This window comes from Vibrio sp. KUL78 (genome assembly GCF_059725505.1).
Genome location: NZ_AP045837.1, coordinates 3,306,796 through 3,331,646, shown reverse-complemented (window position 1 = coordinate 3,331,646; position 24,851 = coordinate 3,306,796). Strand labels below are relative to the sequence as shown.

The window sequence follows — 24,851 nt, the reverse complement described above, 5'->3', positions numbered from 1 at the left end:
TATTTATATTATCGGAACTAGTATGAAAAGAGTATTTGTTGCTGGTCATAAAGGTATGGTTGGCTCAGCTATTGTTCGGCAATTATCTAGAGATCCTTCAGTAGAAGTGATTACTAAAGCTCGTAATGAGCTTGACCTGTTAGATGGACTTGCCGTCGAGGATTTTTTTGCGAATCAAGATATTGATCAAGTTTACCTTGCGGCGGCAAAAGTCGGTGGGATTATTGCTAACAATACGTACCCTGCTGAGTTTATTTACCAAAATTTGACGATTCAAAATAATATTATTCATTCTGCACACCTGCATGGTGTTCAAGATTTACTATTCTTGGGGTCGTCCTGTATTTATCCAAAGTTTGCACAACAACCGATGCGTGAACACTCTTTATTGACTGGAACTTTGGAAGAAACCAATGAACCTTACGCAATTGCTAAGATTGCAGGTATCAAAATGTGCGAGTCCTATAATCGCCAATATGGCCGCAACTATCGATCAGTAATGCCAACTAATCTGTATGGTGAAAATGATAATTTTCATCCTCAAAACTCTCACGTTATTCCCGCGTTGTTGCGTCGCTTCCACGAAGCAAAATTGAACGGCGACAGTAAAGTTGTTGCATGGGGTAGCGGTAAACCTATGCGAGAGTTTTTGCATGTAGATGACATGGCAGCAGCCTCAATTTATGTAATGAATCTTGCTCAAGAGGTGTATCTAGAAAATACGCAAGAAATGCTTAGTCACATAAACGTAGGTACAGGTGTAGATTGTACTATCCGTGAACTTGTTGAAACTGTTGCAAAAGTGGTTGGTTTTGACGGCGAAATTGAATTCGACATTACGAAACCAGACGGCACTCCTCGTAAGTTAATGGATGTTTCACGTTTAAAGAGTCTAGGCTGGGAAGCGAAGACGAGCCTTGAAGATGGTTTAACCACGACTTACCAGTGGTTCCTAGAGAATCAAGAAAATTATCGCGGTTAAAGTACCTAAGGTAGAACTAATATGAGGGGTTAAACAGAGCTTATGTTTTTAAGCAAACAACGTTTTTCTCAAGTGATTGAAAGTACCCCATTAGTTTCAATTGACTTAGTTATTGAGGACGAAAGCGGTCAAGTTTTACTTGGGGAGCGTTTAAATCGACCAGCTCAAGGTTTCTGGTTCGTTCCCGGTGGGCGTATTCTTAAGGATGAAAAGCTTGAAGACGCCTTTGCTCGTTTAACTTTAGAGGAGCTTGGGTATGAGTTTAAGCTCTCTCAGGCAACACTGTTGGGACCTTATACACACCTCTATGATGACAATGTATTTAGTGATGAGTTTACGACTCATTATGTCGCGATTGCCTACAAACTCATTGTCACTCGATCTGAATTGAACTTACCCATGGATGTACAGCATTCTCGTTACCGTTGGTACAATCAAGATGAATTATTGACCAGTGATAAAGTACATATTCATACTAAATGGTATTTTCAATAAATAACTAGAACTATCGCTTAATTAATAACAACGAGTTGACTATGCTTATTCCTGTAATTATGGCCGGCGGCTCAGGCAGTCGTTTATGGCCTCTATCTCGTTCAAAATATCCTAAACAATTCCTTGCTGTAACTGGTGAACAAACCATGCTTCAACAAACATTGAGCCGCATGGTTGGTTTAGAACACAATGCACCGTTTGTGATCTGTAATGAAGAGCATCGATTCCTCGTTGCTGAACAACTTCGCCGTATTAATAGCAATCATAGCGGAATACTATTGGAACCAGTAGGGCGTAATACTGCTCCTGCTATTGCTTTAGCAGCAAAATTTGCCCTATCTGAAAGTCAAACTTCGTGTGAAGATGCTTTGATGTTAGTTCTTGCAGCTGATCATGTGATTAAAGATACTCACTCTTTCCATCAATCGGTGCAAGCTGCTATTCCATACGCACAGCGTGGTGATATGGTTACTTTCGGTATCAAAGCGAATGCACCAGAAACAGGGTATGGCTACATTAAAACTGGTGCTAAGGTTACTGTTGCGGATGAGAGCCGAGGCTTTAGTGTTGATAGCTTTGTTGAAAAGCCTGATCTTGAAACTGCAAAACAATATCTAGAGGATGGCAACTACTTGTGGAACAGTGGTATGTTTTTATTCAAAGCATCTACTTACCTTGAAGAGTTGGCAAAGTTCCGGCCTGATATCTTGAAAGCATGTGAAAGTTCTTACGATAGTCATTTTGACGACCTAGACTTTATTCGCATGTCGTCCGAACTGTTCTCACAAATCCCTGACGAATCAATAGATTTTGCGGTAATGGAAAAAACAGAAAAAGCTGTTGTTGTTCCAATGGACGCAAATTGGAGTGATGTTGGTTCTTGGTCCGCACTCTGGGACGTGAATGAAAAAGATGAACATGGCAATGCAACTCGCGGTGATGTGTTAACTGAGCAGACTCAGAATAGTTTTATTTATTCGCAAGATAAACTCGTTGCGACCGTTGGCATTGAAAATCTTATCGTTGTAGAGACGAAAGATGCAGTGCTAGTTGCGGACAAATACAAGGTTCAAGATGTAAAGTCGATTGTTAATCAACTAAAACAACAAAACCGAGCAGAGTGTCTGCAGCATCAAGAGGTATATCGCCCATGGGGTTCTCATGAGACGGTATCTGAAGGTGAACGTTACCACGTGAAGCAAGTGTTAGTTAAGCCAAAAGAGAAGACTGCTCTTCAGATGCACCACCATCGAGCTGAGCATTGGGTTGTCGTGTCAGGTACGGCTAAAGTGACAAAAGGTGAGGAAACTTTCCTTCTTACTGAAAATCAGTCAACTTTTATTCCAGTAGGGACTCCACACTCCGTAGAAAACCCAGGACAAGTGCCTTTAGAGCTTATTGAAGTTCGTTCTGGGTCGTACTTAGAAGAAGACGATATTGTTCGCTTTGATGAGAAAGCATCTAAGTTTGGCGGCGACTACTAACGACTTATTGAGATAGGAAATTATGGTAACAAAATTAATCACTAGTGAAGTGCTTGGTGCTTCAGGCGTCCAGTTTGGTACTAGTGGCGCGCGAGGACTCGTTACTCAGTTTACATCGGACGTCTGTGCTGCATTTACTCACGCATTTTTGGCATCAATGCGTCGCCATTTTACTTTCAATCAAATGGCTGTGGCAATTGACAATCGTCCTAGCAGCCCATCAATGGCAAAAGCAGTAATTCAAGCACTTACTGATGCAGGTATTGACGCCGTTTACTATGGTGTTGTCCCCACTCCTGCTCTGGCTTTTACCGCAATGCAAGACAATATGCCTTGTATCATGGTGACTGGGTCTCATATTCCATTTGACCGTAATGGAATTAAGTTCTATCGCCCAGATGGAGAGATTACCAAAGCAGATGAAAAAGCAATACTAAATGAGAAGGTAGAGTTTTGTGCCCTAAATGAGTTGCCTAAGTTAACAGTTGATTTCCGAGCGGCTGCACTTTACCGAGAGCGTTATACCGATTTATTTGATGAAGGTTTATTGGCAGGAATGCGTATTGGTATTTATGAGCATTCAAGTGCTGGGAGAGATATTTATCAAGAGCTTTTTAAGTCGATTGGAGCTGAAGTTATCTCATTTGAGCGTACTGATGAGTTTGTGCCGATTGATACCGAGGCTGTTGCAGAAGTTGATAAAGTGAAAGCTCGTGTTTGGTCTGCTCAACACAAGCTAGATTTTATCTTTTCTACCGATGGTGATGGTGATAGACCACTAGTTGCGGACGAACATGGTGAGTGGCTACGCGGCGACATTCTTGGGTTGTTGTGCGCACAAGCGATGAAGGTTGATGCTTTGGCGATTCCTGTAAGCTGCAATACTGCGATTGACTCGTCTAATGAGTTCAAAAAGGTACTAAGAACAAAAATTGGTTCTCCTTATGTTATCGAGGCATTTGCTGAGCTATCGGCAACCTACCAAGCTATCGCTGGTTTTGAGGCGAATGGAGGCTTTTTACTCGGTAGTGATGTAGAAATTAACGGCAAGCTGCTAAAGGCTCTTCCGACGCGTGATGCAGTTCTACCAGCACTTATGCTACTGGCTGCATCGAGAGAAAGTGGAGTAGCTTCGCTTGTCAGTTCTCTTACTCCTCGTTTTACTTTCAGCGACCGAATTCAAAACTTCGCGACCGAGAAAAGTAGAGAGATCATCTCTAAGGCTACAGGCCATGAGCAGTTATTGGTTGAGATGCTAGGGCTAGAAAATGTGTTTGTCACCGACGTTGATTATACCGATGGGCTCCGCATTACGTTAGACGTAGGTGATGTTTTCCATCTTCGTCCTTCTGGTAATGCACCTGAACTGCGTTGCTATGCTGAGTCTTCAACAGCGCAGAGAGCTCAAACTCTGGTTGAGCAAGTTCTTGCCAATGTTCAGAGCGTTGATGTTAATCAATGGACAAACTAACCAGTCTGGCATTTGTGTTGCCTAAGAATTTTAAATGATTTGGATGTAAACTAATGAAAATCACCATTGCTGGTACAGGCTACGTAGGCCTGTCTAACGCAATGCTGTTAGCGCAGCATTGTGAAGTCGTCGCGCTAGACGTGATCGCAGAGAAAGTGGAGATACTAAATAACCAGCAATCTCCAATTGCAGATGCAGAGATAGAAACCTTTCTTAAAGAAAGAGAGCTAAATTTCACCGCGACGTTGGATAAGTCACAAGCTTATGATAATGCGGACTACGTTATTATAGCGACTCCAACGGATTATGATCCTGAAACCAACTATTTTAATACCAAGTCTGTTGAAGCTGTTATTGCTGATGTACTGAAGTTTAATCCAACGGCAACGATGGTGATTAAATCCACCGTTCCAGTGGGCTTTACCAAGTCTGTACGTGAAAAGTTTGAGATAGATAACATTTTTTTTTCGCCAGAGTTCTTACGTGAAGGAACTGCATTATTCGATAACTTGCATCCTTCACGCATTATTGTTGGCGAGCGTAGTCAACGTGCGGAGCACTTCGCAAACCTGTTGGTTGAAGGGGCGGAAAAACAGAACATCGATATACTGTTTACTGACTCAACAGAAGCAGAAGCGATTAAACTGTTTTCAAACACCTACCTGGCAATGCGTGTTGCGTACTTTAATGAACTTGATACCTACGCTGAGACACATGGTTTAGATAGCCGTCAAATAATCGAAGGTGTGGGTTTAGACCCGCGTATTGGTAGTCACTACAATAATCCATCCTTTGGTTATGGTGGCTATTGTCTTCCGAAGGACACCAAACAACTTCTCGCTAATTATCAGGAAGTGCCAAACAACTTGATCCGTGCGATTGTCGATGCAAATACAACTCGAAAAGACTTCATTGCAGATAGTGTCCTAAAGCGAAACCCAAAAACAGTGGGTATCTATCGTCTTATTATGAAGTCGGGCTCAGATAACTTCCGTGCATCGAGTATACAAGGCATTATGAAGCGTTTAAAAGCCAAAGGTGTTGAAGTCGTGGTCTATGAACCGGTACTCAAAGAGCCTGAGTTCTTTAATTCGGCAGTTTTAACTGATTTAGATGATTTTAAATCTCGTGCTGATGTCATTGTATCTAACCGAATGGCGGAAGAGTTGTCTGATGTAGCGAATAAAGTATACACACGCGACCTTTTCAATGGTGACAAGTAACCTTAACGCGTAATTGAACGCTACGTAATGAATAACGCACAGTTATAGACAGACTAATAAAAAGAGCAGTGGAGTTTTCTTCCGTTGCTCTTTTTGTATTGAATCAACGAACAAATTTAGAAATGCGAGTTTAACAGTGACTATTTATAAACTTAATAATTGCATTCAAAACTATGCGTGGGGTAGCCGTACTTCTTTGAGTGAGTTATTTGGCATTGATAATAGCGATGGCCGGCCACAAGCCGAGCTTTGGATGGGCGCACATCCGCATGGATGTTCGGCACTTGAATCCACTGGTACTTTGTTGTCAACTTACATCAAACAAAATAAGCAGGATGTATTAGGAGGTTATTCGGCAATGCGATACGGTGAACTGCCGTATCTATTAAAAGTGCTTGCTGCAAAAATGCCACTCTCTATCCAAGTTCACCCTAACAAAGCAAATTCCGAGCGAGGCTTTGCTCGAGAGAATGAGCAAGCCATTTTGCCCACGGCTGCCAACCGCAATTATAAAGATCCAAATCACAAACCTGAGCTAGTATATGCGTTGACGCGTTACAAAGCGATGAATGGTTTTAGACCAATAGACCACACCATAGCACTATTTGATGAAGTCGGCATACCTAGCTTAGAAAACGAACTTTCATTATTAAAAGCACAGCCAACCTCTCAAGGTTTAAAGCATTTCTTTTCCGCGTTGATGACACTTGCTGGAGAAAAAAATCAGAGGTGCTGATTGAGATAAAAGGATCATTTGGTCGCGAAAACGTATCAGAAATGGCGCGGCAGGCACTATGTTACTGTCAAAGCTTTACAAACTATTATCAGGATGATGTCGGTATTTTGGCGCCACTAGTTCTGAATATTGTAGAGCTTGAACCCGGTGAAGCGATGTTCTTGCACGCTGAAACGCCACATGCTTACGTTGAGGGAACTGCACTGGAAATTATGGCAAGTTCAGATAATGTCCTTCGTGCTGGTTTAACTCCTAAACACATAGACGTGCCAGAGCTTATCGCAAACACTAATTTTGAACCTATGGCACCAGAAAAGCTGAAGTTATCTCCAATAAGAAAGGAAGGTCGATTGAATTTCCCAGTGCCAGTGGATGATTTTGCATTGGATATCGTAACGGTCAAACCGGCAGTGAGTAAACAGTATGTTCGCAGTGCCGAGATATTATTCTGTATGGAAGGCGATGTACACGTGTGGGCTGGAGATAGTCGAGTTAGTCTCAAGCCTAGCGAGTCAGTATTCATTCCTTATAATGCGCAATCGTATTACTATGAGGGCGAAGGTCGGATGGCGAGGGCTTATAACTAGCCAATAGTCATAGCTCCTAGAAAAGGAACTTTGTGACATTTTTATTGATCAAATTCAGATGGTTAATATGAAATTGTCTCAAGCCCTAGACGCCTTTGAGGCAGCTTTAGTGTTTTGGAAAGTCCCCCTATAGTCATTTTCAGCCTTTTTAGGCCATTATAGTCAGGCTCCTAATTACAATGAGGTAACGCAAAGGAGCGTGTGTTGCCTTTTGGTCTATGCTCCCCCAGTTAGTTGGACAAGAATTATTATGATAAAACACTGTTTATTCCCTGCCGCAGGTTACGGTACTCGCTTTCTTCCGGCGACAAAATCCATGCCTAAAGAGATGATGCCGGTTGTCAATAAACCGCTCATCGAATATGGCGTTGAAGAAGCCATTCAGGCCGGAATGGGTCATATGGCGATCGTCACTGGTCGCGGCAAGCATACGCTCATGGATCATTTTGACAAAAACTATGAGCTTGAGCACCAAATTAGTGGCTCGTCCAAAGAGTCACTCCTTACAGATATTCGTTCTTTGATTGATTCTGCGTCGTATACCTACATTCGACAGCGCGAAATGAAAGGCCTGGGACATGCGATACTCACAGGAAAAGAGCTTGTGGGTGACAACCCTTTTGCTGTCGTGCTAGCAGACGATCTTTGTGTCAATGAAGAGTGCGGCGTATTGTCACAAATGGTCGAGCTCTACAATAAGTTTCGATGCTCTATTGTTGCCGTCGAGGAGGTGCCGGAATCAGAGACTCATAAATACGGAGTCATTTCTGGAGAACAATTAAAAGGCGATTTGTACCGTGTCGACAATATGGTTGAAAAGCCGGCACCTGGCTTTGCACCAAGCAATTTAGCGATCATTGGACGTTATATTTTGACGCCAGATATTTTTGAGCACATTGAAAATACTGAACCAGGTAAGGGCGGAGAAATTCAAATTACTGATGCCCTGCTTAAGCAAGCACAGCAGGGCTGCGTGATGGCCTATAAATTTAAAGGCAAGCGTTTTGACTGTGGCAGCGTAGAGGGGTACATGGAAGCAACAAACTATTGCTACCAAAACCTTTACTTGAATCACAGCTCGAAGGAACAACCTAAAATCGAGCAACTCGATAAAGAACTATCGCCTGTGTAATACAAGCAAATCAGTTTTGCGAGTCACTTAAAGTCAGATATGCCATAAAGCTCCTATCCTTGCCCTTGCTAATTAACAAGCAAGGAGCAAAGTTATGGCATATTTATTTAAGAATCTCATTTTTGAGGGCGGAGGCGTCAAGGGTCTCGCCTATCTAGGTGCTCTAGAAGTTTTAGAACAAAATAACTTAATGCACAATATCGAGCGTGTTGGCGGTACCTCCGCCGGCGCGATAAATGCTGTGCTACTGTCTCTAGGCTACTCCCACCAAGAAATGCGCGACATCCTCTGGAAGCTAGATTTTGGTAATTTCTTGGATGAGGATTGGGGTTTTGTACGTGATGCCAAGCGATTAACTGAAGAGTTCGGTTGGTACAAGGGCGACTACTTTCGTAGCTGGATTGCCGGATTGATTGAAGCGAAGACTGGTAACTCGGAATCTACGTTTGCTGAGTTGGAGGCGATGAAGGCTCAAAAAGGCTTTCGCTCCATTTATTTAGTCGGTACTAATATCTCTACCTCGTTCTCTGAGGTTTTCTCTGCTGAGAGCACTCCCAGCGTCTGCATCGCCGATGCAGTACGTATCTCTATGTCTATTCCACTATTCTTTTCTGCCAAGCGTAGCTTACGCGGTGACGTGTATGTGGATGGTGGGCTGCTACGCAACTATCCAATCAAGCTGTTTGATTATCAGCATTTCATTGATGATACAGCACCCGATGGGCTGAGCATTGTAAACAAAGAAACTTTAGGTTTTCGCTTAGATAGCAAAGAAGAGATAGATTGCTTTCGTGATCATAAAGAGCCAATAAAGCGAGAGATTAACGACCTGTTCGACTACACCTCTGCTCTTATCAATACGGTATTGGAAGCTCAGCAGAGTCGTCATTTAAATAGTGAAGACTGGAAGCGCACTGTTTATATTGATACCAAAGGCGTGAATACTACCGACTTTGATTTGAGTGATGAGCGAAAAGCTATGCTTATCCAGTCTGGTCGAGATGGATGTAAGCATTATTTTGAATGGCTTGATAGCCAATTATCTTAAGCCAGTAAGTTATTGGTCTGCTATATACAAAGGGCCCCAACCTTGATTAGGTTGGGACCCTTTGTTTTTGTAATCTATGCCGCTCTGGTTTTGCTTAGTTTGATTCGACGGTTTCTGGTTGAGGCTCTCGACCCAGCTTGATACGAACAAAGCGCGTGATTCGCCAGATGTAAGATAGGCAAAGCGCATAGCCAACAAAGCACGCAATAAAGCCGTAGAACATAATAGGCTCTGAAATCTGAGCAATCTCGCCGTAGAGTCCAAAACCTGTCAGCGCTGAAGCCAGTAAGCAGATTGCGAATAGAGTTTGACGTGAGCTTAAGCCAAGGCGTTGGCAGATGTGGTGTAAATGCTCGCGATCAGGCTTGAATGGCGAATCGCCGCGGCGAACGCGTCGAATCATAATGGCTGCCATGTCCATCAAAGGTAGGGCTATTAGCCACAGTGCTGTTACGGGTCTCATGATCGCACCAGACTCATCCTGACTGCCGCTGAGTAGTAACCAAATAATGCTGAAGCCGATCATCATGCTACCCGCGTCACCCATAAAGACTTTGCGCTTGCGACCGAGTAAACCTAGATTCATGCCGATATATGGCAGTGCTGCCGCGATAAAGATGAGACACAGCATGCCCAGCCCTGAATGCCCATCTTGATAGAGCAGAAATGCTAACGCGCCAAAAGACACGATCGATAGCCCACCGAGCAGCCCGTCAATGCCGTCCACCATGTTGAACGCATTGATAGCACCAATCACGCCCAGTACGGTAATCAGTACCGCAAAGCCGCCTAATTCCGTGTGTCCAAGACCAAACATATTGCCTAGCGTGTGCAGTTCTAGTTCGGCGAAGTGCATCATGGCGAGTGAAAGCAGCGCCTGGCAAAGCATACGAGATTTGAAACTCAGGTCATATTTGTCGTCGATTGCGCCTAGCACAGTGAGTGTGCAGATAGAGAAGAGGAACAAACCTGCGTGCTGGATATCAATATCAAACACAAGTACGGTGAGCGTCACCGTGATACAGATTGAAATGCCGCCGACTAGGGGAACAACGCCTTGGTGATGTTTTCTAGCATTGGGTTTGTCGACAAGACCAACGGCTTTTGCCACGCGTCTTGCAAAAAATAAGGTGATAAAGGCGGTAATCGCCACAAAGCCGAGAAGTAATATCATGTAACCCACTGATAACTGATCTGTATGTCGTTAGAATTATTTGAGTTCTTTTATGCGACTCTTGGCTTAATGGTACTGAAGATCGAGCCTTTAATGAAGTCGGAGTTCCATATATTTTTTGGTTATTACTTCTATTCTCAAATAAAACTGACCAATATCACAGTGTGTGCAATCATGCTCACATAAAGAAGGGTAAAGAGCTCACCCCGCCGATACTTCTTGAGGTTGGCTTCTTCTTACCAAACGAATATAGGCAGTGAAGCGAAAAATCTTAGTCAAAATCCAGTAATAGCAACCGAATAGCGCTAAGAATAGATAGAACATCGTCGATTCCGTTACATCCAACACTTCACCAATCACGCCCACAGAGGCAAAGAACAGCGCAATGGCCGAGATGATAAACAGTGTCTGTTTCGAGTCAAACCCGATGCGTTGGAATATGTGGTGCAGATGACCTCGGTCAGGGGTCATCGGGGATTGCCCTTTTCGAGCTCGTCTTACCATGATCGCCACCATGTCCATGAGTGGTACGGCAATCAGCCAAAGAGCGGTTACTGGGCGAACCGATATATCATCTATAGTGACCAGTGGTGTTTGCTTTTGTGTCAGGGTGAACAGTAGCCATACCACAACAAATCCAATCATCATGCTTCCTGCATCGCCCATAAACAGGCGATACTTGTTGCCAAGTAAACCAAGATTAAACGCAAGGTAAGGACCTATTGCACAGAGTAGCAGCATACAAAGCTGAAAATGTGCCATATCGCCCTGAAGTGCAAACAGCACACTAAGCCCAAGAAGGGTAATACTGGCTAAGCTGCCTAATAGGCCGTTAATACCATCGACCATATTAAACGCATTGATGGCACCAATGACCGCAACCACCGTCAGTGGCAGTGCTAGCCAATCGAAGATGACGTGACCAAACCCAAATAGATCGCCAAAGGTCACGAGTTGAACATCGGCAAACACGGCAATTGATACGGCGATGGTCGCTTGTACTATGAGCCGGCTGCGACAGCTTAAGTCATAACGGTCGTCTAACACCCCAAGAAATACTAGTGCCGCGACCGACAAGACAAATAGAGTTTGGTAGGGGATAAGTTGGGGCATTAACACTAATGCGCTACAAAGGGCGAATCCTATAGCGAGGCCACCAACCAGTGGTATCTGTCCTTTGTGACGTTTACGAATATCTGGGGTATCGACCAAGCCGAGTCGAGGGGCGAGTTTATGTGCGACGAGCAACGCTATAAACGTGCCCACCAACACACTGATCATTTGCCATGCCATATAGAATCCAACTGTCCGTGCTGCAATATTGCGACCAGAGTGTTTGTTGTGCGGAAGCGTTATTTTTTACGTCTTTTCTTCGTGCACTGTCGGCAATATTCACTATGTTATTTTTTATGAATCAAGGTTTATATTGCGTCTTGTGCTGGTCGCCAATCCTGTATTTAGGTTAAGACGAACCCGAAGATTTGCAAATCAGAGCTGAGAGGGTAGTTTTGGCAAAGCAAAGCTAACTGGTTGAAAAATAATCTTATGGTGAGTGGTGAGGTCCAGAGGGCAGACCTCACGTAGTTTTATTTATTGTGATCATTATCACGAATGACTGTCAGGTTACTGCGGCATCGACCTGCGAATTTCTTCAGCACGTCTAAAAAACCAGAAGGCGCCCACGCAAAAAAATGTGGCGATTAATGCAGGTAAAATAATGTATAGCTCACTGGCCGTGACCAACACTGTCATGGAGAGAATGGCGAGCGCTATCACTAAGGACTCAATAGTACGTCCTTTTGTTTGGTTCTTATGTCGAAAAAAAGCATATTTTAGAGTGAGTTCCATACTCTGTGTCCTCTGTTAATTCCCTTACTATCAATAGTAGTAGAGTACGACAGGGTACGTGCAACAATTTAATCGTGGCGTGCAAAATGGAAGCGTGACCACATAAAAAGTGCGGTCTTGATCCCTTATTGTACAAGGGTTTTTCATGATCATGACAATCAAATGTCTACGGGTGCATAATTCGATATGTGAGCAGTTGTGCATCGGTGATGGCGACTTGCAGAAAAAATGACATTGAAGTGAATGGTCACTCTCAAATGAGAGATGCGGTGTTGGATGGCGGTACTAATCCTTAGATCCTAGCTCGTTTAATTAGAGGAAGGGGATAACTTAAATGGAATTAACAGAGGGTGTCTTTGTCACTCACCACGGCGGTAAAGATACCGTCACTGGCTCTTGTCATGAGCTTAGTATTAACGGCAGCTCGATTCTTATTGATTGCGGTCTGTTCCAAGGTGCAGATGCACTAGGTTCGAGGCTGGATATCAGTTTTTCATTGAGCTCTGTGCGCGCGTTAGTGCTCACTCACACCCACATAGACCACATTGGTCGCCTGCCATGGTTATTTGCCGCAGGGTTCCGCGGTCCCATTTACTGCACCGAGGCGACAGCGCATCTTGTGCCTCTGATGCTAGAAGATGGCTTGAAACTCCAGCTCAATCTTAAAGCTGCAGCGCGGGGTCGTATATTGGAGCTTATTACTCGGCATTTACGACCGGTTCGGTACCAAGAGTGGGTGCCGGTGAAAGATACTCGCCATGACTATTTCACTTACCTCAGGTTTCAACATGCTGGGCATATCTTAGGGAGCGCGTATGTCGAGATCAAACTGCCCAATAATGAGATTGTGGTGTTTTCTGGTGATCTCGGTCCTGCTCAAACGCCTTTGTTGCCAGATCCAAAACCGCCACAGCGAGCGGACTACCTATTTTTGGAATCGACTTACGGCAATAAGCGTCATGAAAGCCCCGCTACTCGCAGCCAGCGTTTACGAAAGATTGTTGACCGTAGCTTAAATGATGGTGGCACCATTATCATTCCAGCCTTCAGCGTCGGTAGAACTCAGGAGCTGCTTTATGATTTCGAACAGCTGCTGTTCGATAATGAAGTAAGCAGTCGCTTACCGATTATTCTCGATTCTCCAATGGCAGCCAAGGTAACTAAGGCGTATCGGCAATACCGGAAGTTATGGACTAAAGAGGCGAAGCAACATGTCCAAAGTGGTCGACATCCCTTGAATTTTGAGCAATGCGTGGTTGTCGATTCTCATCGTGACCATATGCGAATCGTGAATCGCCTCGCTGCAAGCGGTGAACCTACGATCGTGATCGCAGCATCAGGAATGTGCCAAGGCGGGCGTATTACCGATTACCTAAAGGCACTACTACCCGATGAGCGAACGGACGTGGTGTTTTGTGGCTATCAAGCGAGCGGGACGTTGGGGCGGGCGATTCAAAGCGGTCAACATCATATAGAGATTGATAGTGAAACCGTGAAGGTGAGCGCAAAAATTCATTCAATGTCAGGCTACTCGGCCCATGCCGATCAAATGGACCTACACGCATTCGTTTTAGGTTGCTCAAGCCAGCTTAAGCAAGTTCACTTGATACACGGCGATAACAAGAGCAAAGAAAAACTTGCCGAGAGTATAAAACGTGCTTGTTCGGATCTCTCTGTTATATCTTAACGACAAAACCTATACTTTGGGGGAGAAGGGGAAAAGACCTCATCACTTTAGTGCTTGGTGAAACAGTCGCGTCATTCCTCTCACTCAGGTACAATCCCACAATGTTTTTTCTGTCCGTAGCATACCGACAACGACGATATTAGCTGCGGCTGGAAAGTGAGGGGGACGAACCGACCTTTGGGAGCGTAAACCTAGGGCGGTAGCGTATTTAGAAACTTTCACGTACCCCACGTGGCGCTGATTTATCGGAGCATGCCATGCATATTGGTACTCGTTTCCATGGATCAGCTCGCTACCGTGAACACCTTTTAATACAGGTCAACAAGAATGCTAAATAATAAAACAGTTTTAATCACTGGCGGCACTGGGTCGTTTGGTAAGCAATTTATAAAAACTATTTTAGAACGCTATGCGGATGTAAAGAAAATTATTATTTTCTCTCGTGATGAGCTAAAGCAGTTTGAATTGAAGCAACAGTATCCACACAAAGACTACCCGCAATTACGCTTTTTCATTGGCGATGTTCGAGATCAGAACAGAGTGATCCAGGCTTGTGAAGGTGTTGACGTCATCATTCACGCTGCTGCAATTAAACAAGTAGATACGGCTGAGTATAACCCTACGGAATGCATCCGTACTAACGTTGACGGGGCTGAGAATGTGATTCAAGCAGCGCTTCAGTGCGGTGTGAAAGATGTCGTTGCACTTTCAACCGATAAGGCTTGTGCGCCAATCAACCTTTATGGTGCGACAAAGCTCGCCTCAGATAAACTGTTTACCGCTGCAAACAACATTAAAGGTTCAAAAGATATTCGTTTTAGTGTTGTTCGCTACGGAAACGTTATGGGCTCTCGTGGCTCAGTTATTCCTTTCTTCATGAAGAAGAAGGAAGAAGGGGTTCTCCCGATCACTCACGAAGAGATGACACGTTTTAATATCTCCCTTCAAGATGGTGTCAACATGGTGATGTATGCGCTTGAGAATCATTTAGGCGGTGAAATTTTTGTTCCTAAGATTCCGTCATACAAAATTCTAGATGTAGCAGAAGCGGTAGCGCCAGAATGCAAGACAGAGGTTGTCGGTATTCGTCCAGGTGAAAAGCTGCATGAAGAGATGATCACAGATACCGACTCTCTCAATACGATCGATCTTGGTCGCTACTACGCGATATTGCCATCAGTATCATTCACTTATACAGAGGATGAGTACCTGAACCACCATAAAGCGCAAAAAGTCCCATTTGGCTTTAAATACAATTCAGGTACCAATACTGAATGGGAAAGCGTGGAAAGCTTGCGTGAATTGGTTCGCGAGCATGTAGACCCTAATTTTACGGTGTGAGAAAGAACGTGATTCCTTACGGTAAACAAGATATTGACCAGCAAGACATTGACTCAGTGCTTGAGGTTCTTAAGTCTGATTTTCTAACTCAGGGACCCAAAGTACCAGAGTTTGAGAAAGCATTGACGACTCACACCGGAGCGAATTATGCGCTTGCAATGAATAGTGCAACATCTGCACTGCACGTGGCATGCTTGGCGTTAGGGCTGGGTGAGGGGGACTGGTTATGGACATCACCAGTGACGTTTGTCGCCTCAGCCAACTGTGGTTTGTACTGTGGTGCTAAGGTCGATTTTGTCGACATTGACCCTGCGACTTACAATATGTGCCCGATCAAGCTAGAGCAAAAACTGATTGCTGCGAAAGAAAATGGCACTTTGCCTAAAGTTGTTGTCCCTGTTCACCTGTGCGGTCAGCCTTGTGACATGAAAGCGATATCTACTTTGGCTAAAGAGTATGGCTTCAAGATTATTGAAGACGCTTCGCATGCTATTGGTGGTCGATACCATGATGAGCCGATTGGAAATTGCTTCTACTCTGATATTACGGTATTTAGCTTCCACCCCGTAAAAATAGTAACGACTGCCGAAGGCGGTGCTGCTGTGACTAACGACAAAGTGCTTGCCGATAAAATGGCGCTTCTGCGCAGTCATGGTATAACGCGTGATACCGAGCAAATGGTTGGTGAAAGCCATGGAGGTTGGTACTATCAGCAGGTCGATCTTGGTTTTAACTATCGTATGACCGAGCTTCAAGCGGCGCTTGGTGTTACACAAATGCAGCGCCTCAATGAATTTGTTGCTGCTCGCCATCGATTGGCTTCGCGTTACTACGAAAAATTGGCTAGCTTGCCGGTGGTGCTTCCTCATCAACTTGAGAACACCTACTCGGGTCTGCATCTATATGTCATCAGATTAAAACTCGATGAAATTAAGCTGTCGCATCGCGAGGTGTTCGATGCACTCCGCGCAAATGGAGTTGGTGTGAACTTACACTATATCCCGGTGCATACTCAGCCATACTATCAAGCGAAAGGTCACCGACTTGGTGACTACCCAGAGTCAGAGCGTTACTACCAAGAAGCTATTTCCCTTCCTATGTTCCATGCCATGACCGAACTACAGCAAGATGAGGTTGTTCAGATCTTGAAGAAAATCTTAGTGGAGCAATGATGAGAATAGCCGTTATCCCAGCTCGAGGTGGCAGTAAAAGGATCCCTCGAAAGAACATTAAACTGTTTCATGGTAAGCCTATTATTGCGTACTCGATTGAAGCGGCGTTGGGCGCAGGTTGCTTTGATAGAGTAGTTGTATCTACTGACGACCAGGAGATCGCGGACGTTGCCCGAGAGTATGGCGCTGACGTTCCTTTTATTCGAACACCGGAGCTAGCCGATGATTTCACGGGGACTAATGCGGTGGTTGCAGATGCGTTGCGTAGGCTCGAAATCTCTGATGGTGAGGCTTGTTGTATCTACGCAACCGCGCCGTTTGTGACCTCAAAAACGCTTAATCGAGGACTGAGCACCTTGAAAACAAGCGGCGGCGATTATGCCGTGACAGTGACGTCCTTTCCTTTTCCTATTCAGCGAGCTGCCAGGGTAAACGACGCAGAGATGTTGGAGCTGAATGAACCCGAACATCGAATGACACGTTCTCAAGATTTACCAGAGATGTTTCACGATGCCGGACAAGTGTATTGGGGTACGGCACAAGCATTTCTGCAAGATAGCCCGCTTTTTTCGGGCACCACTTCTCCGATAGTGCTACCTAGACACTTTGTGCAAGACATAGATACGCCTGAAGATTGGGTTAGAGCGGAGGCGATGTACCATGTGCTTCACTCACAGGGAGCATTTGAGTGAATATTGTTATTCGAGCTGATTCAGGTATAGAAATCGGCACAGGTCATGTAATGCGGTGTCTGACACTCGCTAAGGCGCTGAGAGCAGCAGGGCATACGATTGTCTTCGTCTGTAAAGATCATGATGGAAACATTGTTCGTCATCTTGAAAATGAAGAGTTTACAGCACTGCTTCTCCCTGTCGACGGCAAAGACGAAGAGGGTTCACTCGATCACTCAAAGTGGTTGGGAGGCTCTCAACAAGCTGATGCAAAACAAACCATCGCAATGAGCCAGCAATATTTCGAGAAAGCTCCGGATTTGATGATTGTCGATCATTACGGTATCGACAGGGTGTGGCACATGATAGTTAAAGCGCACTCTGACACAACGAAGATTTTTGTTATTGATGATTTAGCAGATAGAGACCACGAGTGTGACTATCTTTTAGATCAGACATTTATGCGTTTAGATTCGGATTATTCCTTACGTGTACCCAAGCATTGTCAATTAATGCTAGGCACTCAATTTGCCTTGCTTAGGCCTGAGTTTGCTTTATTAAGCTCTGAAGCTAGAGATGTTCGTCGTTTGGGCTTTGATGAGACTGCCAAGCGTATCCTCGTGATGATGGGGGGGACTGATCACCTTAATGTGACGGCGATGGTGTTAGATGCCATACAGCCGGAATCTTCAATTTCAAAAATCACCGTTGTTTTAGGTCCTACTGCCCCTCATCGTGAGGCGATAAAGCAAGCATTTGGATCCGATAGTCGCGTAGAGCTCCTTTCTGGCGTGTCTAACGTTGCTGAGCTAATGCTTGAGCATGACGTGTGCTTTGGCGCAGCGGGGACGGCGTCTTGGGAGCGTTGCGCAATGGGTCTTCCAAGCATACTGGTTGCTTTTGCGAGCAATCAAAAGACTATCTTGTCGATGCTCAACCAATTTGGTGCGGTTTCTGTTTTTGAACTCTTTGATCAGCCAGACATCATCAAAGCGCAGTTACATCAGACTTTTGATACGAACACATACAGTAAAATGGTCGCAAGCTGTTTTAAAGTGAGTGATGGGCTCGGCACTCAACGCGTGGTAGGAGTTTTAACGCAATGAAGAACATAAACACAGTCAATGTATTGGTTGATAATGACTCGTGGATACTCCCGTATGCAGAACAGTTGGTGACGACTTGCAAAGAGATGGGACTGGGCGTAACTTTTGCACGCAATCAGCATCAGTTGGTTCAAAGTGACGTCAGTTTTTTTATTGGCTGTACTCAATTGGTGAGTCCGGAAAATCTGAAAAAAAGTGCGCTAAATCTCGTCGTGCATGAAAGTGCCTTACCAGAAGGTAAAGGCTTTGCACCGGTGGCATGGCAGATCCTTGAAGGGAAACATGATATCCCCATTTGTTTGATAGAAGCATCAGAAGCTGCAGACAGCGGTGATATTTGGCTTCAAGACAGCTTTTCACTTACTGGAAATGAGTTATACCATGAGTGGAGAGCTAAACAAGGACAAGCCACACTCGCGCTGTGCATCAAGTTTCTAAATGACTCTCAGAGTATTACGCCTATCAAACAGCGTGGCGTGGAATCTTTTTACGCCCGACGTACTCCTCGCGATAGTGAGTTGTCGATTGAGAAAACGCTAGAGCAACAGTTTGATCTATTACGTACTGTTGATAATGATAATTTTCCTGCGTTTTTTCACCATCGTGGGAAAACATACAAACTCGAGATTTCAGAATATGACGTCGAATAATTACCTTGTCGCCACCATAAAACCTTGGAACATCGAACAGTTCCAAAAAGTGAAAGATACGCTTCCTGGTAACTGGCATTTGGTTACCGATCATACTGAGCTGACATTAGAATTACTCGAGAAGTTAAACCCACGTTATATCTTCTTCCCTCATTGGAGTTGGATTGTACCAAGTGCAGTACTTGAACGATGGGAGTGTGTCTGTTTCCACATGGCCGATGTTCCTTATGGGCGAGGTGGCAGTCCTTTACAAAACCTGATTGTAAGAGGCCACACTGAAACCAAACTTAGTGCACTTAGGATGGTAAGTGAGTTAGATGCTGGCCCTGTTTATCGTAAACTTCCGCTTTCGCTAGAGGGGACGGCACAAGACATTTTCCATCGAATGGCACCGTTAATGTTTGAGCTGGCCCGAGATATTGCCACTGATGAGCCTGAGCCGAAAGAGCAAGAAGGTGAAGTAACCTTGTTTAAAAGACGAACGCCGGAGCAGAGTGTACTGCCAAGTGAAGGGGATATTACCAACGTATATGACCATATTCGCATGTTAGATGCCGAAACCTATCCGATGGCGTTTTTGGAGCATGGTGATTTTCGTTTAGAGTTCAGTCAAGCAGAGATAGATGAACATGGCCAATTGCACGCACGTGTGAGTATCGTGAAGAGTGATTTGAGTAAATAATATGAAAGAAATTAAAATTGAAGGGCGCACCATTGGCCCAAACAGCAAGCCTTACATCATTGCTGAGTTATCTGCAAACCATAATGGCTCGATCGATAGAGCGTTTGAAACGATAGAAATGGCGAAACGTGCCGGTGCCGACGCTATTAAGCTTCAAACTTACACCCCGGATACGATGACCATCGACTGTGATAAACCAGACTTTCAGGTCGAGGGTGGCCTTTGGGATGGATATAAACTCTACGACTTGTATCAATGGGCGCATACACCTTTCGAGTGGCACAAAGCTATGTTTGAGAAAGCGAGAGAAGTGGGGATCACTGTTTTCTCCACGCCATTTGATGAAACAGCTGTTGATTTACTTGAAGAGCTCGATGCACCCGCCTATAAGATTGCTTCATTTGAGCTGACTGACCTGCCGTTAATCAAGCGCGTTGCTCAGACGGGTAAGCCAATGATTATGTCTACTGGTATGGCAAACTACGAAGAGATCGCTGAGGCAGTGAGCACGGCACGAGATAATGGGTGTCAAGAGTTGGTTGTTTTGCATTGTATTAGTGGATACCCGTCACCCGTTGATCAAGCCAACCTTGCGACCATTCCAGATATCGCTAAAGAATTTGATTGTGTTGTTGGACTGTCTGACCACACACTAGGAACAGCCGTTTCTGTTGCGTCGATTGTCATGGGAGCAAGCCTAATTGAAAAGCATGTCACCCTTAGCCGTGAAGATAAAGGTCCTGATTCTGAGTTCTCTCTTGAGCCTGAAGAACTGAAGACCTTGTGCTTGGATACCGAATCTGCTTGGAAAGCAATTGGTAAAGCAGGCTACGAGCGTAAGCCGGTTGAAGAAGCAAGTATGAAGTTTCGACGTTCCATTTACTTCGTAAAACCGTTGAAAGCGGGTGAACAGATTACGCGAGAGCATATCCGTAGAGTACGCCCTGGGTATGGGCTGCCACCGAAGTTCTTTGAGGAGCTAATCGGAAAATCGGTCAAAGTGGATGTTGATTTTGGTGACGCGACCTCTTGGGAGAACATAGAACGTGGCGAATAAAAACACGGTACTGGTTGTTGCAGCGCACTCTGATGATGAAGCGCTAGGATGTGCTGGTACCATTGCTAAGCACGTTGATAATGGAGACGACGTATTTGTCGTCTTCATGACTGATGGCGTAGGTGCGCGCGGCAGTAGTGACGGAAGTGATGAGCGTCATACTGCATCGGACAAAGCATTGTCTCTGCTAGGTGTCAAAAAAGCGTATAGGTTTGACTTTCCTGATAACCAAATGGACAGTGTTCCATTGCTATCGGTGACAAAGCAAATTGAAGCAGTAGTTTCAGAAGTATCTCCAAACATTGTGTACACGCATTTTTCTGGTGATCTAAATGTGGATCATCAGATCACACATAAAGCAGTGATGACCGCCTGTCGCCCGCAAGCGTGGTGCAGTGTAAAGGAGATCTATTGTTTTGAAGTGTTGTCTGCAACAGAGTGGAACTCCAAATCGGCTCCTGCTTTCCTGCCACAAAAAATCGTGGATATCACGAAACAGTGGGATCGTAAACTAGCGGCATTGGCTTGCTACAAAGAGGAAATGAGAGCTGCTCCACATAGTCGTAGCATTGAGTCTGTCAACGCATTGGCATGCATCAGAGGTGCTTGTCACGGGCTTCCCATGGCAGAGGCTTTTTATGTTGAGAGAATTGTTTCGTAATTAAGTTATCTTTAGCGCGCATGAATACTATATTTAATATCGGATTAAGAGCGGCTTTATTAGGTGCTCGATTTCTGTTTTTGATCATCGCTGCAAAGTATTTAACTAATCAAGACATGGGTAGCTATGTCATTTTTTCCGCAACGGTTAGTTATATGATGTTTGCTGCGGGCTTGGAGTTTTACCGATACGCGCATAGAGAGGTGTTAAAAGGTACAGACATTAGTAGTGTGTTTGTTAGTCAGTGCGCACTATATGCCCTTTCACTGTTAGTATTCATATCAATTACTGCATGGGTGGAAGCTATTGATGTCAATGTGGCTTACTTCTCTATAATTCTGATAACGGAACACTTGATCCAAGAAGTATCTCGCCTCAAAGTTATTTTAGGTAAATATATTCAATCTAATTTTCTTCTCTTTTTAAGAGGAGTGAGTTGGTCCATGATTTGTGTAATGCTCATGTTTATGAATAGCAATGTCACATTCGACACTGTTATTCATGTATGGGCGCTATGCAACGTGTTTTCTTTGGTTGTGTCTATATTATTTCTTCGTGAAATTGACTGGTGGCATGGCATCAGGAATATGTGTTCAAAAGAATGGTTTGTTCGTGGCGCACAAGCAACTGTATTGATATTTTTAGCTACGATGGCGACGAGAAGTACATACTTTCTGGATCGTTACTTAATTGAGTATTACTCAGGCTTAGAGATTGTTGCTGTTTATGCTATCTACTTGGGAATTGCAAGCTCATTAGCATCATTTATAGATACGGGTGTGCTCGAAATTTACTACCCACGGCTAATCAAAGCAGTGCAAGATGGTGATTATAACAGCTTGATGAAATGCATGAATCTTATAATTAAGAAGGTGTTTCTCGTTGTGCTAGTTCTATCATTGGGCAGTTTTATATTGATAGACTACATTTTTGTGTTTATTGATAAAGTAGAGTATCTGGAATACCAGTCCAACTTTTGGCTGTTATGGTTGGTATTTAGCCTTCAGTCGCTGGTGACTCTAATGAACACAGTTGTTTATGCTCGTGAAAAAGACAAAGCTAACTTAATGATAGATATATCGCGTCTGGCTGTTTTTTTATTAGCAAGCACCTTTTTGGTTCATATGGGCCAAGATGGTCTAGTTTCTATTGTTTTAGGTCTTCTAATTTCTGTTGTATTTGCTCTCTTGGTACGATTACATGCAGTGGTTGGGATTTGTATTGATATTAAGAGGGAGGCTCACTAATGAGGTATATTTTCTTTTTGAACCACAGCCCGGAGTGGAAAAGAATCATCGATTCAGAGATCGATGCTTTAGTAGCTGCAGGTAAACATGTTGAGATTCTTTGGGAGTCCAATATGGCTAAAACCTTATTTGCCGATAGCTACCAAGGTTTCCCCGATAAATGCTTACTAGATGGTGAGTTTGATCGAAGCTGTCTGCCTAGGGTAAGTGGTAGGTCAAGCATTCCATATACTGTATTTTGCTCAGATGTCGATCGTTGGGAGTACTGGGGTACGGTAGGCAGTGATTTAGAGTATTTAGAAAGCTATTTTTGGTATTGCTATGACTGGTTGCTTGAGCAATATGCTGGGCAAGAACAAGTGACCTTTGTCTATGAACAGCCAACGACCACCATCTGTCATGTATTTGCTGAACTGGCCAAGTTAGATGATTTTTCTTACCGCGGTTACATGTTAGCGCGAGTAGGCGGCTACTGCGAAATACACAAAGATGGACAGCCATTTTATCCCGCGATAGACGCTGCAATTGATGAGCAAGTTACTCAGGAGGAGCTACAGAGCTCCGTACCTGACTATATGAAAACTAACGTCAATAAGCATGTAATAAGTGGGTACTTTAACGCTGAGCGTTTCAATAGGCTTCGAATGTCGCTCAAGTTCAGAAGAAACTCGTTTCAACTTGCCGATGTCAGTTTGTCTTACTTGTGCTTTGCTAGATTAAAAATGATGAAGGTCGTCAATGCAGTCAGAGCGAAAAAGTTGATGAAGACTGCAGCGCCTAACAAGAAGTTCTTCGTTTTTCCTCTCCACTTTAGGCCCGAGGCATCAACATCTTATAATGCCTGGTGGATGCCCGATCAATATGAGTTGTTAAAAATTCTTCGTAAAAGCCTGCCAACGGATGTTGTGATTGTGGCTAAGGTTCACCCGGTAGCGGTCGGACAAGAGTTTAAGGCAATGAGAACCATGAATAAGTATTGGGCAGGAATTGAGTTCTTGAGCCATGAGTATTCAAATAAAGACCTTCTCGAAGACAAGAACTGCTTGGGATTATTGTCAATTAATAGCACGATGATCTTTGATGCGCTCAAGTATCGTAAGCCAATCGGGTACTTTGGTAATGGCCCGTTTCCAGGCAATAAACCTTATCTAAAGCAGCTTGTTATTGGTGAGACGCTTCCTGAAGATATTATGAGTTTGACTCAGGTTTCCGTCCCTGAAAATGCTTATAATGAGTGGTCTGATAGTTATAGAAGAATCTGTCATCTGCAAAGAGGAAGCTCAAATTTTGACTAGTAAAGTTTTGTTTCTTTCAGAGATTGACTGGGATTACTTGTGGCAAAGACATCAGATATTTGCTTCAGAATACTCACATCGTGGACATGACACGACGTACTTTAACAAGTTCGGCATGCGCATGCCCAAATTGACAGAAATACCTTATGTGCTCAAAAGGCTTCTTGCGTCTGCCAGTGGCTCTTCGGCAAAGGAGGGTGAAAACTCTTCTACGTTAGTTCGAATAGCGAGTCCGATTTTCTTACCGGAAAGTGTTGTCGGGGCTAAATGGATCAATAGGAATATACTCATTCCTAAGTGCTTCAAACGCTATACCGGACGCAATGAAACGCTAATCGTCCATTTGTATCAACCGACTATTTTGACGCGAGACATTGTTAGTTATCTCAAGAAACACTGTCAGGAAGTAAAGGTTATCTACGATTGTGTTCAAAATTATGACTACCACCCAGCTCGTACGGCTAAGACAAAAGAGCTTGAAACCAATTTATTGCATAGCGCCGATGTGGTTATCGCTGACTCCGATTTTCTCTATTCGAAGCACAATAAAGTCAGGCAGGATACGATTCAAGTGCCACCTGGAGTCGATTTTGAATATTTTCACTCTTGCTTTCGCGGAGATGAAGTTAGTAAGTCAAGCGCCTTCTATTTTTATGGGCATTTACGCCAAGATAACGATATAGACTTGCTCAATAATTTGGCAGAACGAGACGGTCAAACGATGACTGTTATCGGAAAGGTTGATGTTAGCGTCGCAGATAAACTTTCAGAGAAAATAGAGTTGATACCACCTGTATCATACAAGGAACTGGCAGCGTACTTGGTGAATGCCGACGTGTTAGTTTTGCCTTATGAGGTCAATGAGTTTACCAAAGGTATTGTACCTGCGAAGTTTATGGAGTGTTTAGCAAGTGCAAAACCTGTCATCGCTACAAACCTCCCTGCTTTTAAAGATTATGAAGATGTTGTAACCATTGTCGATTCGTCGGGAAATTATCGAGAGCTTGCCTACGATCGCGAGAAGCAAGTAAGCATAGCCAAAGATGCCAGCTGGCAATCCAGATTCGATTCTTTTTATCAACCACTTATAGAAGAGAAGTAA

22 protein-coding genes and 1 pseudogene are annotated in these 24,851 nt (G+C 44.1%); 20 read left to right on the top strand and 3 right to left on the bottom strand.

The window, feature by feature from the left end; all coding sequences use genetic code 11:
• The first annotated feature begins 22 nt into the window (after positions 1-22).
• The 8 genes and pseudogenes from fcl to AC6I8Y_RS15435 all read left to right on the top strand — a co-directional run bounded on the left by fcl (position 23) and on the right by AC6I8Y_RS15435 (position 9,158).
• Positions 23-982, top strand: coding sequence for a GDP-L-fucose synthase (gene fcl / locus AC6I8Y_RS15470; RefSeq protein WP_498020482.1), 960 nt, complete (start codon positions 23-25; stop codon positions 980-982).
• A 42-nt stretch (positions 983-1,024) separates the two neighbouring features.
• Positions 1,025-1,477, top strand: a complete 453-nt coding sequence (locus AC6I8Y_RS15465) for a GDP-mannose mannosyl hydrolase (RefSeq protein WP_498020481.1) — start codon at positions 1,025-1,027, stop codon at positions 1,475-1,477.
• A 41-nt stretch (positions 1,478-1,518) separates the two neighbouring features.
• A complete protein-coding gene (locus tag AC6I8Y_RS15460; protein WP_498020480.1) occupies positions 1,519-2,961 on the top strand; it encodes a mannose-1-phosphate guanylyltransferase/mannose-6-phosphate isomerase in 1,443 nt (480 codons plus the stop codon).
• 22 nt (positions 2,962-2,983) lie between these two features.
• Positions 2,984-4,432, top strand: coding sequence for a phosphomannomutase (locus AC6I8Y_RS15455; protein WP_498020479.1), 1,449 nt, complete (start codon positions 2,984-2,986; stop codon positions 4,430-4,432).
• A gap of 53 nt (positions 4,433-4,485) precedes the next feature.
• Positions 4,486-5,655, top strand: coding sequence for a nucleotide sugar dehydrogenase (locus AC6I8Y_RS15450; RefSeq protein ID WP_498020478.1), 1,170 nt, complete (start codon positions 4,486-4,488; stop codon positions 5,653-5,655).
• Between the two features lie 136 nt (positions 5,656-5,791).
• Positions 5,792-6,978, top strand: a pseudogene (manA, locus tag AC6I8Y_RS15445) (mannose-6-phosphate isomerase, class I).
• Positions 6,979-7,228: 250 nt separating this feature from the next.
• Positions 7,229-8,110, top strand: a complete 882-nt coding sequence (galU, locus tag AC6I8Y_RS15440; protein ID WP_498020477.1) for a UTP--glucose-1-phosphate uridylyltransferase GalU — start codon at positions 7,229-7,231, stop codon at positions 8,108-8,110.
• A gap of 94 nt (positions 8,111-8,204) precedes the next feature.
• A complete protein-coding gene (locus tag AC6I8Y_RS15435; protein WP_498020476.1) occupies positions 8,205-9,158 on the top strand; it encodes a patatin-like phospholipase family protein in 954 nt (317 codons plus the stop codon).
• Positions 9,159-9,252: 94 nt separating this feature from the next.
• On the opposite strand, the gene wecA (AC6I8Y_RS15430) is transcribed toward AC6I8Y_RS15435, so the two are convergent.
• The 3 genes from wecA (AC6I8Y_RS15430) to AC6I8Y_RS15420 form a co-directional block, all read right to left on the bottom strand.
• A complete protein-coding gene (wecA, locus tag AC6I8Y_RS15430) occupies positions 9,253-10,332 on the bottom strand; it encodes a UDP-N-acetylglucosamine--undecaprenyl-phosphate N-acetylglucosaminephosphotransferase (protein WP_498020475.1) in 1,080 nt (359 codons plus the stop codon).
• A gap of 201 nt (positions 10,333-10,533) precedes the next feature.
• Positions 10,534-11,625, bottom strand: coding sequence for a UDP-N-acetylglucosamine--undecaprenyl-phosphate N-acetylglucosaminephosphotransferase (gene wecA / locus AC6I8Y_RS15425; RefSeq protein ID WP_498020474.1), 1,092 nt, complete (start codon positions 11,623-11,625; stop codon positions 10,534-10,536).
• Positions 11,626-11,955: 330 nt separating this feature from the next.
• A complete protein-coding gene (locus tag AC6I8Y_RS15420) occupies positions 11,956-12,180 on the bottom strand; it encodes a hypothetical protein (RefSeq protein WP_042477068.1) in 225 nt (74 codons plus the stop codon).
• Between the two features lie 334 nt (positions 12,181-12,514).
• Between AC6I8Y_RS15420 and AC6I8Y_RS15415 the strand changes: the two genes are divergently transcribed.
• The 12 genes from AC6I8Y_RS15415 (at position 12,515) to AC6I8Y_RS15360 (ending at position 24,851) form a co-directional block, all read left to right on the top strand.
• The gene (locus AC6I8Y_RS15415) at positions 12,515-13,867 is read left to right on the top strand and encodes an MBL fold metallo-hydrolase (RefSeq protein WP_498020473.1); all 1,353 of its coding nucleotides are present in this window, start codon (positions 12,515-12,517) and stop codon (positions 13,865-13,867) included.
• 327 nt (positions 13,868-14,194) lie between these two features.
• Positions 14,195-15,208, top strand: coding sequence for a UDP-N-acetylglucosamine 4,6-dehydratase (inverting) (gene pseB, locus AC6I8Y_RS15410; protein WP_498020472.1), 1,014 nt, complete (start codon positions 14,195-14,197; stop codon positions 15,206-15,208).
• The gene (pseC, locus tag AC6I8Y_RS15405; RefSeq protein WP_498020471.1) at positions 15,205-16,380 is read left to right on the top strand and encodes a UDP-4-amino-4,6-dideoxy-N-acetyl-beta-L-altrosamine transaminase; all 1,176 of its coding nucleotides are present in this window, start codon (positions 15,205-15,207) and stop codon (positions 16,378-16,380) included. The genes pseB and pseC overlap by 4 nt, the downstream gene beginning before the upstream one ends.
• Positions 16,380-17,072: a pseudaminic acid cytidylyltransferase gene (gene pseF / locus AC6I8Y_RS15400; protein WP_498021528.1), complete on the top strand. Its 693-nt coding sequence runs from the start codon at positions 16,380-16,382 to the stop codon at positions 17,070-17,072. The genes pseC and pseF overlap by 1 nt, the downstream gene beginning before the upstream one ends.
• Positions 17,069-18,157 (top strand): UDP-2,4-diacetamido-2,4,6-trideoxy-beta-L-altropyranose hydrolase, encoded by a 1,089-nt coding sequence (pseG, locus tag AC6I8Y_RS15395; RefSeq protein WP_498020470.1) that lies wholly within the window; start codon positions 17,069-17,071, stop codon positions 18,155-18,157. Before pseF ends, pseG begins: the two co-directional genes overlap by 4 nt.
• Positions 18,154-18,807, top strand: coding sequence for a formyltransferase family protein (locus AC6I8Y_RS15390; protein WP_498020469.1), 654 nt, complete (start codon positions 18,154-18,156; stop codon positions 18,805-18,807). The genes pseG and AC6I8Y_RS15390 overlap by 4 nt, the downstream gene beginning before the upstream one ends.
• The gene (locus tag AC6I8Y_RS15385; RefSeq protein ID WP_498020468.1) at positions 18,794-19,489 is read left to right on the top strand and encodes a formyl transferase; all 696 of its coding nucleotides are present in this window, start codon (positions 18,794-18,796) and stop codon (positions 19,487-19,489) included. Before AC6I8Y_RS15390 ends, AC6I8Y_RS15385 begins: the two co-directional genes overlap by 14 nt.
• Position 19,490: 1 nt before the next feature.
• The gene (gene pseI / locus AC6I8Y_RS15380; protein ID WP_498020467.1) at positions 19,491-20,546 is read left to right on the top strand and encodes a pseudaminic acid synthase; all 1,056 of its coding nucleotides are present in this window, start codon (positions 19,491-19,493) and stop codon (positions 20,544-20,546) included.
• On the top strand, positions 20,536-21,207 hold the full coding sequence (locus AC6I8Y_RS15375) for a PIG-L deacetylase family protein (protein WP_498020466.1): 672 nt from the start codon (positions 20,536-20,538) through the stop codon (positions 21,205-21,207). The genes pseI and AC6I8Y_RS15375 overlap by 11 nt, the downstream gene beginning before the upstream one ends.
• Positions 21,208-21,227: 20 nt before the next feature.
• Entirely contained in the window at positions 21,228-22,454 is a 1,227-nt protein-coding gene (locus tag AC6I8Y_RS15370; RefSeq protein WP_498020465.1) for a lipopolysaccharide biosynthesis protein, read from the top strand.
• A 113-nt stretch (positions 22,455-22,567) separates the two neighbouring features.
• Positions 22,568-23,749, top strand: coding sequence for a capsular polysaccharide export protein, LipB/KpsS family (locus AC6I8Y_RS15365; protein ID WP_498020464.1), 1,182 nt, complete (start codon positions 22,568-22,570; stop codon positions 23,747-23,749).
• A complete protein-coding gene (locus tag AC6I8Y_RS15360; RefSeq protein WP_498020463.1) occupies positions 23,742-24,851 on the top strand; it encodes a glycosyltransferase in 1,110 nt (369 codons plus the stop codon). The genes AC6I8Y_RS15365 and AC6I8Y_RS15360 overlap by 8 nt, the downstream gene beginning before the upstream one ends.